Raw genomic sequence first — 12,982 nt, 5'->3', positions numbered from 1 at the left:
TTTACGTCGCAGGCTAGGGGTGCCGGGCGGGGTCGGGCATGTTCCGTTCGGGAGAAGTGCGCGCGCCGCCTTGTCCGCGGCGGACATGGCGGGCCGCCCGCTCCCGCCGCGCGCCACCTGCGGGTGATCATGACCATACGGGGGCGTGGCATCCCGCGGGTCACCTGAACTCCCCGCGTACGCCTATTAGATTGAGCGGCGGCGCGCACGTCGGACACGCGGTACACGAGTTCTGGTGGGGGCAAGGCAGCGATGGACACTGAGGGCACGTTCGACTCGCCGGGCGCACAGGGACCGCGGGAGTCAGCCGGTCACCGGGGTGTGCCGCCGAGGCCCGCCGAGCCGCCGCGCGTGCCCGCCGTCCCCCCGCAGGGCGCCCCGCCCACCGCGCACCAGCAGGAAACGCCCTTCATGGCCTGGCTGCGCGCCCCGCGCGCCGAGGCCCAGCCCGGCGTCTGGGTCCTCGACCACCGGCCCAGGGCCCCCGAGGAGCCCGGCCGGGTGCCCGGCAGGCAGCTGATCAGCGGCGCGGTGATCGCCTTCCTGTGCGGCTGGCTCTTCTGGTCACTGCTGTGGCACGGCTATCTCGGCCCGTACTGGAAGTGGCCCCTGCGCGCGATGGCGCCGGGGTCGTGGCAGGACGGCACCGAGGAGTGGATGATCGCCTCGTACATCTACTACGCGCTCGCCGCCTGCGTGCTCGCCGTCGGCTTCGGCCGCGTCGGCCGGTGGCCCGAACTGTGGCGCCGCTTCGTCACCCCCCTGTGGGAGCGCTTCTGGCGCCGGATGCCGCCCTCCGTCAGCCCGCCCCGGCCCGAGCGCCTCGCACAGGGGGCGCTCCTCGGCCGGGCGGTGACGGCCTTCGCCGGCGTCTGGGTGGTCTGGCTGCTGTGCTGGAACGGCGCTGTCGGCAAGGTATGGATCTGGCCGCTCGTCGCCTTCACCCCGGTCTCCCGGGACCCGTTCTCCTGGTTCTACGCCTCATACACCTACTACGCCCTCTTCACCCTCCTGCTGCTGTCCATCGCCTGCCGCGTCGGCTGCTGGCGCGAGGTCCGGCGCCGCTTCGGCCCCGCAGACCAGCGCGGCCGCCGCCACGACACCGGCCACCCGGCACGCACCGCCCCGAACGCGCAGGGCGACCCCGCCGAGTGGCCCGAGCTGCGCGCCGCCGGGGCCCACGACGCCGCGCTGCTGCTGACGGCCGAGGCGCGGTCCGGGGCGATGAACGACGTCGACCACTCCCGCATCCAGCGCGCCTGGGAGTCGGTGCGCGCCCAGCCGGGCCGGCTCGCCTCCTTCACCGAGACCGTGCTCCGGCACGGCGCCGCCGCCTGCGCCCACCCCTCCGGGGCGCGCGACCTGCCCGTACGCGCCGCCCGGCACGACCTCGTCAGCCGCCAGGTGCGGCTCGGCACCGCGGCCGACGACCAGCGCAACCCCTACGCGCACCGCGGCGCGGGCTGCGCCCTCGACCCGGGGCTGCTGGGCACCTCGCTGCTCGCCGTCGGCCCGCCCGGCTGCGGCAAGACCGACCGGCTGGTGCGCCCGGTGCTGGAGTCGCTCTGCCTCCAGGCGCTCGCCGGGCGCACCGCCGTCGTCGCGGTCGGTGCGGCGGGCGCGGGGCTGGCGCCCGACGAGGCGTTCGACATCGTGGTGCGCATCGGGCGCCCGGACTCGGCGTACGACCTCGACCTCTACGGCGGGACCGAAGACCCCGACGAGGCCGCCGCCGTGCTCGCCGAGGGGCTCGTCGGCGACCTCACCGCCACGCTCCCCGGCGAGGGCGGCCGCCGCGCCGCGACCGCGCTCGCCCAGATCCTCGGTCCCTACCGCGCCGCCCACGGCCGCTTCCCCTCCGTGCCGGAGCTGCGCGAGCTCCTCGACGGCTCGGCCACCGCCATCGGCGTGCTGCGGGACGCGCTCGCGGCCGCCGGGCAGGAGGCGCAGGTGCGCGAGCTCGACGCCCGCGAGCGGCAGGCGCAGCGCACCGGTGACGCCGGCCCCCTGCTCGCCGACCGGCTGGCGCTCCTCGACCGGCCGGCCTTCGCGCGCTTCTTCGACACCACCCGGCCCGGCCGGACCTTCTCGCTGCGCACCCTCGAACACCCTCTGCGCGTCCGGATCGACCTGCCGGAACGGGGGCACGCGGAGGCTTCGCGGATGCTGGCGCGGCTCGTCCTCGCGCAGTTCACCGAGTGCACCGTCGGCCGCGCCGACCGCTCGCTGTTCGCCTGCCTGGTGCTCGACGACGCGACCCACGCCGTCACCCCGGAGGCCGTGCGCGGGCTCGGCCGGCTGCGCTCGGCCAACGCCGGGGCCGTGCTCACCCTCCGCACGCTCGACGACGTGCCCGAGGCGCTGCGCAGCGCCCTGCTCGGCGCGGTCGGCTGCCGGATGGCGTTCTCGGGCGTGACCACCTGGGACGGCGCGCGGTTCGCGGAGGTCTGGGGCAAGGAGTGGGTGGAGGCCCGGGACATCACCGACCGTCAGGTCATCGCCCACGAACCGCTCACCCGGGCCACGCACATCCTGCGCCGTCTGGTCACCGGCCGGGCGGTCACCGCGCAGTCCGTGACCGTCCGCAAGGTGGAGCGCGAGCGCTGGTCCGCCTCCGAGCTGGCGCACGCCGTACCGGCCGGGCACGCGGTGCTGTCGGTGACCTCCGTACGGGGGGCGAGCGCGCCACCGGTGCTGGTCGACCTCATGAAGTGAGCCGGGGAGCGAAGGGAGCGCGAACCCGGGTGGTCCGGAACGCGGCGTACGCGTTCCCCGCGAATCCTCCACTGAGGCAGAATCGGGAACAGCCGTTCATACGGGACGGCACAGTCGCCCTCTTCCGAAGGTGCCATGCCTCCCACCCTCGCCTCGCTCGTCCACCACTCCGCGCTCAAGCTCGCCGTGCTCGCGGGGGAGGACCGGCTGGACACCCCCGTCCGCTGGGCACACGTCAGCGAGCTCGCCGACCCCGTGCCGTGGATGGACGGCGGCGAGCTCCTCCTGATCACCGCGATGAAGATCGACGCGGCCGACCCGGAGGCGATGCGGCCGTACGTGCGCCGCCTGGTTCGGGCCGGGGTGGTCGGGCTCGGCTTCGCGGTCGGCGTCAACTACGACGAGGTGCCGCGGGCGCTCGTCGAGGCGGCCGAGGAGGAGGGGCTGCCGCTGCTGGAGGTGCCCCGGAAGACGCCGTTCATCGCCATCAGCAAGGCGGTCTCGGCGGCCATGGCGGCCGATCAGTACCGCGCGGTGACCGCGGGTTTCGAGGCACAGCGCGAGCTGACCCGCGCCGCGCTCGGGCCCGAGGGCCCCGCCGCTCTGCTGGCCCGGCTCGCCGCGCACCTCGACGGGTGGGCCGCGCTGTACGACACCTCGGGCGCCGTCGTCGCCGCGGCCCCCGACTGGGCCGCGCGCCGGGCCGCCCGGCTGACCCGCGACGTCGAACGGCTGCGGGAACGGCCCGCGCCGGCCACCGCCGTCGTCGGCTCCGACCCCGCCGAGGAGGGCGCCGACCGGGTCGAGCTCCAGTCGCTGGGCTCCGGCCGCCGGGCCCGCGGCGTCCTCGCCGTCGGCACGGCCGCCCCGCTGGGCACCGCCGAGCGCTACGCCGTGCAGTCCGCGATCGCGCTGCTCACCCTCGCCACCGAACGCTCCCGCACCCTCCAGGACGCCGAGGCGCGGCTCGGCGCCGCGGTGCTGCGGATGCTGCTGGCCGGGGAGCCGGACCACGCGCGGGCCGTCGCCGGTGATCTCTACGGCAGTCTGCTGGACGCCCCCTTCCGGGTGCTCGTCGCGGAGGCGGCGACGGAGGAGAGCGAGCAGGACGACGACGCGCCCGACCCTCTCGCGGTGCTCGCGGACGCCGTCGAGACCGCGGCGGGCCGGGTGGCGGAGGCCGTCCTGGTCGTGCCGGACGGCGAACGCCTCGTCGTCCTCGCCTCCGACGGCGGCGCCGCGGTCGCGGCCTGCGCGGAGCACGCGCGGGCCGTCGAGGAGCGGCGCGGCACCAAGGCCCGGCCGCGGGACCGCAGCGCGGCGGCGCCCGACGACGACCTGGTCGTCGGCCTGTCGGCCCCCGTCGGGACGGTCGCCGCCGCGTCCGCCTTCCGCCAGGCCGAGCAGGCCCTGTCCGTGGCCCGCCGCCGGGGCCGGGTCCTGGTCGAACACGAGGAGGTCGCGGCCGGCTCCGTCCTCCCGCTGCTCGCCGACGACGCCGTACGGGCCTTCGCCGACGGGATGCTGCGGGCACTGCGCGAACACGACGCGACGGGCCGCGGCGACCTCGTCGCCTCCCTGCGGGCGTGGCTCTCGCGGCACGGCCAGTGGGACGCGGCGGCGGCGGATCTGGGCGTGCACCGGCATACGCTGCGGTACCGGATGCGGCGGGTGGAGGAGATCCTGGGGCGCTCCTTGGACGACCCGGACGTGCGGATGGAACTGTGGCTGGCGTTGAAGGCGACGTCGCCGTCGGCGGGCGAGTAGGCGTCGGCCCTGGCGGGCGGCTTTTTCCCCGGCCCCGGCTGCGAACGGGTTCGCGCCTGCGGCGGGCTTTGTTCCCCTACCCGCCCCTTCCCGAAACCGGGGCTGCGCCCCAGACCCCGCAACACGCTTCGCGCGTTGTCCTCAAGCGCCGGACGGGCTGGATTGTGCGGACCGTAACCAGCGAATTCAGCCCGTCCGGCGTTTGAGGACACGCGGCGCAGCCGCGTTGGGGTCCGGGGTCTCCCCGGTTTCGGGAAGGGGCGGGGTAGGGGAAAAAGCCCGCCGCAGGCGCCACGGGCCTGTGCTCTGCAAGCGAACCCCAGCCCGCCATTTCGGCGCGGCGCCGTACGCCGTCGCTCCATCAAGGACAATCCGCCCCCACCCGCCCCACCCCTACCGTGGGGGAGCCACAATCATCCGTACCCCCCGGAGGGAAAACCGTGACTGCTCCCCACGCGTTCTGGCTGGCCGGCCGTGAGGCCCTCGGCGAGGAGACCTTCGACGTCACGAACTCCTGGGACGGCCGCCTCGTCGGCACCGTGAGCGTGCCCACCGAGGCGCAGGTCGAGGAGGCCGTGGCCGCCGCGCACGCCGTGCGGGACGAGTTCGCCGCGACCCCCGCGCACGTACGCGCCGCCGCCCTCGACCACGTCGTGAAGCGGCTCACCGAGCGCACCGAGGAGATCGCCCAGCTGATCTGCGCGGAGAACGGCAAGCCCATCAAGTGGGCCCGGGGCGAGGTCGGCCGCGCGGTCTCCGTCTTCCGTTTCGCCGCCGAGGAGGCCCGCCGCTTCAACGCCGGTGACGCCCAGCGCCTGGACACCGACGCGGGCGGCACCGGCCGGCTCGCGCTGACCCGCCGTTTCCCCCGGGGCACCGTCCTCGGCATCGCGCCCTTCAACTTCCCGCTGAACCTGAGCGCCCACAAGGTCGCCCCGGCCATCGCGGTGGGCGCGCCGATCATCCTGAAGCCCGCCCCGGCGACGCCGATCTCCTCGCTGGTCCTCGGCGAGATCCTCGCGGAGACGGACCTGCCGGCGGGTTCCTGGAGCGTGCTGCCGGTTCCGAACGACCGGATGCCCGCCCTCGTCCAGGACGAGCGCCTGCCGGTCATCTCCTTCACCGGCTCCGGCCCGGTCGGCTGGTCGATCCTCGACTCGGCGCCGCGCAAGCACGTCACCCTGGAGCTCGGGGGCAACGGCGCGGCTGTCGTCCTCGCCGACTGGTCCTCCGAGGAGGACCTCGACTGGGCGGCGCAGCGCATCGCCACCTTCTCCAACTACCAGGGTGGCCAGTCCTGCATCTCCGTGCAGCGCGTCATCGCCGACGCCTCGCTCTACGAGCGGCTGCTGCCGAAGGTCGTGGCCGCCGTCGAGGCGCAGGTCACCGGCGACCCGTCCGACCCGGCGACCGAGGTCGGCCCGCTGGTCAGCGAGGACGCCGCCAAGCGCGTCGAGTCCTGGGTGGACGAGGCCGTCGCGGCCGGTGCCAAGCTGCTGGCCGGCGGCAAGCGCGAGGGTGCCACGTACGCCCCGACCGTGCTCGCCGACGTCCCCGCCGACGTGACGATCGCGTGCGAGGAGGTCTTCGGCCCGGTCCTCACCCTCACCCGGGTGGACGGCGAGGCCGCGGCCTTCGCCGCCGTCAACGACTCGCCGTACGGTCTCCAGGCGGGCGTCTTCACGCACGACCTCCAGACCGCCTTCCGCGCGCACCGCGCGCTGGAGACCGGCGGCGTGATCGTCGGCGACGTGCCGTCCTACCGCGCGGACCAGATGCCGTACGGCGGTGCCAAGCAGTCCGGTGTGGGCCGCGAGGGCGTGCGCTACGCGATGGACGACTACACCTACGAGCGGGTGCTGGTCATGACGGGTCTGGCTCTGTAGAGCCCGCGAGCAGTCGCAACGGCCGGGGTGCGCACGGGGCGCCCCGGCCGTTCGCGTGCCCGCCCGCGCGCCATGGCCCGATCCTTGCGCAGCATGGCAGTCAGGCCACTCGTCGGTGTGCGCCCCCTGCGACAGGCTGGAGGCATCGAAGAGCGCGACCCCCAAGGAGCACCACCGCCATGACCGACACCTCCGCAGCCCCCGCCCGTATGCGCGCCGTCGTCCAGGAGACCGCCGGCGGCCCCGAGGTCCTGAAGCTGGCCGAGACCGACCGGCCCGTGCCGGGCCCGACCGAGATCCTGGTCCGGGTGCACGCGGCGGGCGTCAACCCCACGGACTGGAAGACCCGCGAGCGCGGCTCCTTCTACACGGGCGAGACCGTCCCCTTCACCCTCGGCTTCGACGTCTCCGGCGTGGTCGAGGCGATCGGTGACGGCGTCACCCTCCACGCCCCCGGCGACGAGGTCTACGGCATGCCCCGCTTCCCGCACCCGGCCGGCGCCTACGCCGAGTACGTGACGGCCCCCGCGCGGCACTTCGCGCCCAAGCCGCGCGGGCTCGACCACGTCCGCGCCGCGGCCCTGCCGCTCGCCGCGCTCACCGCCTGGCAGGCGCTGGTCGACACCGCCGACGTACGCGAGGGGCAGCGTGTGCTCATCCACGCGGCGGCGGGCGGCGTGGGCCATCTGGCCGTGCAGATCGCCAAGGCCCGCGGCGCGTACGTCATCGGCACGGCGAGCGCCGCCAAGCACGACTTCCTCCGCGGGCTCGGCGCCGACGAGGTGATCGACTACCGCGAGCAGGACTTCGCCGAGGTGGTCCACGACGTCGACACCGTCCTGGAGGCCATCAGCGGTGACTACCCCGCCCGTTCCCTGCGCACCATGCGCCCCGGAGGCACCCTCGTCTCCCTGCTGCCCCTGACCGACGAGGTGCGCGCGGAGGCCCGCGAGCGGGGCGTCCGGGCCACCCGCATCATGGTCGAGCCCGACCTCGCGGGCCTGAAGGCCCTGACCGAACTGGTCGAGACCGGGCGGCTGCGCACCGAGATCGCCGCCGCCCTGCCGCTGGCCGAGGTGGCGAAGGCGCACGAGCTCGGCGAGACCGACCGCACCTCCGGGAAGATCGTCCTCAAGGTCGTGGACTGACCGCCCGCTCCGGCGCGGACGGGGGGCGGGCCGGAACGTTGCGCGGGGTCTGGTAGACGTCCCGCGGATCGGGTACATACGGTCGAGTAGCACCGGTCGGTAGCCGACCGGCCCCGACTGAAGCGGCGAGGTGCCTCTCATGACCGCACCATCCGTACGACCGGTCTCCGAGCGCGAAGCACGCCAGGTCGCCGAAGCGGCCCGGGAACAGGACTGGAAGAAGCCCAGCTTCGCCAAGGAACTGTTCCTGGGACGCTTCCGGCTCGATCTCATCCACCCGCACCCGACGCCCGCCATGGAGGACGTGCGGCGCGGCGAGGAGTTCCTCGCCAAGCTCCGCGACTTCTGCGAGACGCGCATCGACGGCGCGCTCATCGAACGCGAGGCGAGGATCCCGGACGAGACAGTCAACGGGCTCAAGGAGCTCGGCGCCTTCGGGATGAAGATCGACACGAAGTACGGCGGCCTCGGCCTCACCGCCGTCTACTACAACAAGGCCCTCGCCCTCGTGGGCTCCGCCAGCCCCGTCGTCGGCGCGCTGCTCTCGGCGCACCAGTCCATCGGGGTACCGCAGCCGCTCAAGCTCTTCGGCACCCAGGAGCAGAAGGAAGCCTTCCTGCCCCGCTGCGCCCGCACGGACATCACCGCCTTCCTGCTGACCGAGCCGGACGTCGGCTCCGACCCCGCCCGGCTGGCGACCTCGGCCGTCCCCGACGGCGACGACTACGTCCTGGACGGCGTCAAGCTGTGGACCACCAACGGCGTCGTCGCCGACCTCCTGGTGGTGATGGCCCGGGTGCCGAAGAGCGAGGGCCACAAGGGCGGGATCACCGCCTTCGTGGTCGAGGCGGCGGCGGAGGGCGTGACCGTCGAGCGCCGCAACGCCTTCATGGGCCTGCGCGGCATCGAGAACGGCGTCACCCGCTTCCACCAGGTCCGGGTGCCCGCCGCCAACCGCATCGGCCCCGAGGGCGCGGGCCTGAAGATCGCCCTGACCACCCTCAATACCGGCCGGCTGTCCATCCCGGCCATGTGCGTCTCCGCGGGCAAGTGGTCGCTGAAGATCGCCCGCGAGTGGTCGGCCGCGCGCGAGCAGTGGGGCAAGTCCATCGCCCTCCACGAGGCCGTCGGGGCGAAGATCTCCTTCATCGCCGCGACCACCTTCGCCCTGGAGGCCATCCTCGACCTGTCCGGCCAGATGGCCGACGAGGACCGCAACGACATCCGCATCGAGGCCGCCCTCGCCAAGCTCTACGCCAGCGAGATGGCCTGGCTGATGACCGACGAGCTGGTCCAGATCCGCGGCGGCCGCGGTTACGAGAGCGCCGCCTCCCTGGCCGCCCGCGGCGAGCGCGCCGTCCCCGCCGAGCAGATGCTGCGCGACTCCCGCATCAACCGGATCTTCGAGGGCTCCACCGAGATCATGCACCTGCTGATCGCCCGCGAGGCCGTCGACGCCCACCTCTCGGTGGCGGGCGACCTCATCGACCCGGACAAGTCCCTGGGCGACAAGGCGCGCGCGGGGGCGCGCGCGGGCGGCTTCTACGCCCGCTGGCTGCCCAAGCTCGTCGCCGGGCCCGGCCAGCTGCCCCGCACCTACGGGGAGTTCCACCCGGCCGGCCACCGCGACCTGGCCACCCACCTGCGCTACGTCGAGCGCTCCTCCCGCAAGCTCGCCCGCTCCACCTTCTACGCCATGTCCCGCTGGCAGGGCCGGATGGAGACCAAGCAGGGCTTCCTCGGCCGCATCGTCGACATCGGGGCGGAGCTCTTCGCCATGAGCGCCGCCTGCGTGCGCGCGGAGCGGCTGCGTGCCGAGGGCGAGCACGGCGGCGAGGCGTACGAGCTCGCCGACGTCTTCTGCCGTCAGTCCAGGATCCGCGTCGAGGAGCTCTTCGGCCGGCTGTGGACCAACACCGACGACCTCGACCGCAAGCTCGTCTCCCAGGTCATGTCGGGCGCGTACGAATGGCTGGAGTCCGGCATCGTCGACCCCAGCGGCGACGGCCCCTGGATCGCCGACGCCACCCCGGGCCCGGCCACGACGGAGAACGTCCACCGGCCCATCCGCTGACCCGGTTGCGGCCCGGACACCACCCCGAGGAGGGCGGACGGGGGGATCCCTGTCCGCCGTCCGGCCGGGAGAGGCAACAATGGAGTCCATGACGGACTCCCTCGCTGACCCGCATCTGCGCTATTCCGCCCCCACCGCCGCGGGCGGACCGCGCGAGATCGTGATCCTCGGTTCCACCGGCTCGATCGGCACCCAGGCCATCGACCTCGTGCTCCGCAACCCCGACCGCTTCACGGTGACGGCCCTGTCCGCCGCCGGCGGCCGGGTGGGGCTGCTCGCCGAGCAGGCGCGCCGGCTGCGGGTCCGTACGGTCGCCGTCGCCCAGGCCGACAAGGTGCCCGCGCTGCGCGAGGCGCTGGCCGCGCAGTACGGCACCGCACCGCTGCCCGAGATCCTGGCGGGGCCCGACGCGGCCACCGAGCTCGCCCGCAGCGAGTGCCACACCGTGCTCAACGGCATCACCGGCTCCATCGGCCTCGCGCCGACCCTCGCCGCCCTGGAGGCGGGCCGGACGCTGGCCCTGGCCAACAAGGAGTCCCTGATCGTCGGCGGCCCGCTGGTCAAGGCGCTGGCGAAGCCGGGGCAGATCATCCCGGTCGACTCCGAGCACGCGGCCCTCTTCCAGGCGCTGCTGGGCGGCACCCGCGCCGAGGTCCGCAAGCTGGTCGTCACCGCCTCCGGCGGGCCCTTCCGCGGCCGCACGAAGGCCGAGCTGGCCTCCGTCACCCCGAAGGACGCCCTCGCCCACCCCACCTGGGCCATGGGCCCGGTGATCACGATCAACTCCGCGACCCTCGTCAACAAGGGCCTGGAGGTCATCGAGGCGCACCTCCTCTACGACATCCCCTTCGAGCGCATCGAGGTCGTCGTCCACCCGCAGTCCTACGTCCACTCGATGGTGGAATTCACCGACGGCTCCACGCTCGCCCAGGCCACCCCGCCCGACATGCGCGGGCCCATCGCCATCGGCCTCGGCTGGCCCGAGCGGGTCCCGGACGCGGCCCCCGCCTTCGATTGGACCAAGGCGTCCACCTGGGAATTCTTCCCGCTCGACGAGGAGGCGTTCCCGTCCGTCGGCCTCGCCCGGCACGTCGGTACCCTCGGCGGCACCGCGCCCGCGGTCTTCAACGCCGCCAACGAGGAGTGCGTCGACGCGTTCCTCGCGGGCCGGCTGCCGTTCAATGGCATTGTCGATACCGTCGCCGAGGTGGTGGCGGAACACGGCACACCCGCCGCGGGAACCCGCCTCACCGTCCCGGACGTCCTGCAAGCGGAGACCTGGGCCCGCGCCCGGGCCCGTGAACTGGCAGCGCGTACGGGCCCGGCGGCCCGTACCGCGCAAACGACCTCGGAGGCCCGCGCATGACAACCCTGATGACGGTCCTCGGGATAGTCGTCTTCGTGGTGGGCCTGCTCTTCTCGATCGCCTGGCACGAACTGGGACACCTCTCCACCGCGAAGCTCTTCGGCATCCGGGTGCCGCAGTACATGGTCGGCTTCGGGCCGACGATCTTCTCGCGGAAGAAGGGCGACACCGAGTACGGCATCAAGGCCGTGCCGCTCGGCGGCTACATCCGCATGATCGGGATGTTCCCGCCCGGCGCGGACGGGAAGATCGCGGCCCGCTCCACCTCGCCCTGGCGGGGCATGATCGAGGACGCCCGCTCGGCCGCCTTCGAGGAGCTCCAGCCGGGCGACGAGACGCGGCTGTTCTACACGCGCAAGCCGTGGAAGCGCGTGATCGTGATGTTCGCCGGCCCCTTCATGAACCTCGTGCTGGCGGTGGCGATCTTCCTCGGCGTGATGATGTCCTTCGGCATCAACACCCAGACCACCCAGGTCTCGACCGTCTCGGCCTGTGTGGTCAAGGCGGCCGACAAGACCGACGCATGCCCCACGGGCGCCAAGGACTCCCCGGCCAAGGCCGCCGGGCTCCAGCCGCGCGACAAGATCGTCGCGTTCAACGGCCACCGGACCGACGACTGGGCCACGCTCCAGAGCGAGATCCGCAAGACCACCGGGCCGGCCACGATCACCGTCGTGCGGGACGGGGCGCAGAAGACCCTGAACGCCGACCTGATCTCCAACCAGGTCCAGAAGTACGACAGCAAGGGCACCCCCATCAAGGGGCAGTACGTCACCGCGGGCTTCCTCGGCTTCACGCCCGCGACCGGCGTCGTACCGCAGTCCTTCGGCCAGTCCGTCAACCGCATGGGCGACATGGTGCAGTCCGGCGTCGAGTCGCTGATCGCCCTGCCCGGCAAGATCCCGGACCTGTGGAACGCGGCCTTCGACGGCGGCGAGCGCAAGGCGGACTCGCCCATGGGCGTCGTGGGCGCGGCCCGCGTCGGCGGCGAGGTCTTCAACCTCGACATCCCGCCGTCGCAGCAGGTCGCGACCATGCTCTTCCTGGTCGCGGGCTTCAACCTCTCGCTGTTCCTCTTCAACATGCTGCCGCTGCTGCCGCTGGACGGCGGGCACATCGCCGGAGCGCTGTGGGAGTCCCTGCGCAGGGCCTTCGCCCGGGTCTTCCGCCGCCCCGACCCCGGCCCCTTCGACGTCGCGAAGCTGATGCCGGTGGCCTACGTGGTGGCCGGGATCTTCGTCTGCTTCACGCTGCTGGTGCTGATCGCGGACGTGGTGAACCCCGTCCGCCTCACCTAGCCCGGAGACCCGCCCGGCATGGCCGGACGGGCGGGATTGCGCGAGCCCGCGTTTTCCAGCCCGTCCGGCCTTGCCGTAACCTCGAAGACCGGAGCCCGCCGATCTCGGGACCTTGATTCACACCTTGGGGTTGCTCGCCAGATGACAGCGATTTCGCTTGGAATGCCTTCCGTTCCGATCAAGCTCGCCGACCGCAGGGTCAGCCGCAAGATCCAGGTCGGTTCCGTGGCCGTCGGAGGCGACGCACCCGTCTCGGTGCAGTCGATGACGACGACCAGGACCTCGGACATCGGTGCCACGCTCCAGCAGATCGCGGAGCTCACCGCGTCCGGCTGCCAGATCGTGCGCGTGGCCTGCCCGACCCAGGACGACGCCGACGCGCTGGCCGTCATCGCCAAGAAGTCGCAGATCCCCGTGATCGCCGACATCCACTTCCAGCCGAAGTACGTCTTCGCCGCGATCGACGCGGGCTGCGCCGCCGTGCGGGTCAACCCCGGCAACATCAAGCAGTTCGACGACAAGGTCAAGGAGATCGCCAAGGCCGCCGGCGACGCCGGCACCCCGATCCGCATCGGCGTCAACGCCGGCTCCCTGGACGCCCGCCTGCTCGCGAAGTACGGCAAGGCCACCCCCGAGGCGCTGGTCGAGTCCGCCCTGTGGGAGGCGTCCCTCTTCGAGGAGCACGGCTTCCGCGACATCAAGATCTCGGTCAAGCACAACGACCCGGT

Annotated in this window: 8 protein-coding genes; all 8 read left to right on the top strand. The window is 73.4% G+C overall.

What is annotated here, in order from left to right:
- Positions 1-252 precede the first annotated feature (252 nt).
- Positions 253-2,715, top strand: coding sequence for an ATP/GTP-binding protein (locus AB0435_RS04785; RefSeq protein WP_366426205.1), 2,463 nt, complete (start codon positions 253-255; stop codon positions 2,713-2,715).
- A 135-nt stretch (positions 2,716-2,850) separates the two neighbouring features.
- Complete coding sequence (locus tag AB0435_RS04780) at positions 2,851-4,482, top strand: PucR family transcriptional regulator (protein WP_366004952.1); 1,632 nt, start codon at positions 2,851-2,853, stop codon at positions 4,480-4,482.
- Positions 4,483-4,922: 440 nt separating this feature from the next.
- Positions 4,923-6,368, top strand: a complete 1,446-nt coding sequence (locus AB0435_RS04775; protein ID WP_366004953.1) for an aldehyde dehydrogenase family protein — start codon at positions 4,923-4,925, stop codon at positions 6,366-6,368.
- A 179-nt stretch (positions 6,369-6,547) separates the two neighbouring features.
- Positions 6,548-7,516, top strand: coding sequence for an NADP-dependent oxidoreductase (locus AB0435_RS04770; protein ID WP_366004954.1), 969 nt, complete (start codon positions 6,548-6,550; stop codon positions 7,514-7,516).
- A 139-nt stretch (positions 7,517-7,655) separates the two neighbouring features.
- On the top strand, positions 7,656-9,590 hold the full coding sequence (locus AB0435_RS04765) for an acyl-CoA dehydrogenase family protein (RefSeq protein WP_366004955.1): 1,935 nt from the start codon (positions 7,656-7,658) through the stop codon (positions 9,588-9,590).
- 88 nt (positions 9,591-9,678) lie between these two features.
- Positions 9,679-10,956, top strand: coding sequence for a 1-deoxy-D-xylulose-5-phosphate reductoisomerase (dxr, locus tag AB0435_RS04760; protein WP_366004956.1), 1,278 nt, complete (start codon positions 9,679-9,681; stop codon positions 10,954-10,956).
- Positions 10,953-12,254 (top strand): site-2 protease family protein, encoded by a 1,302-nt coding sequence (locus AB0435_RS04755; protein WP_366426204.1) that lies wholly within the window; start codon positions 10,953-10,955, stop codon positions 12,252-12,254. The genes dxr and AB0435_RS04755 overlap by 4 nt, the downstream gene beginning before the upstream one ends.
- A gap of 141 nt (positions 12,255-12,395) precedes the next feature.
- Positions 12,396-12,982: flavodoxin-dependent (E)-4-hydroxy-3-methylbut-2-enyl-diphosphate synthase (locus AB0435_RS04750; protein WP_366426203.1), on the top strand; the 587-nt coding region annotated here is incomplete at its 3' end.

It is taken from the genome of Streptomyces sp. NPDC051173, assembly GCF_040689515.1.
Lineage (GTDB): Bacteria > Actinomycetota > Actinomycetes > Streptomycetales > Streptomycetaceae > Streptomyces.
Note: the sequence above shows the minus strand (reverse complement) of the source record. Positions and strands in the feature narration are given on the sequence as shown.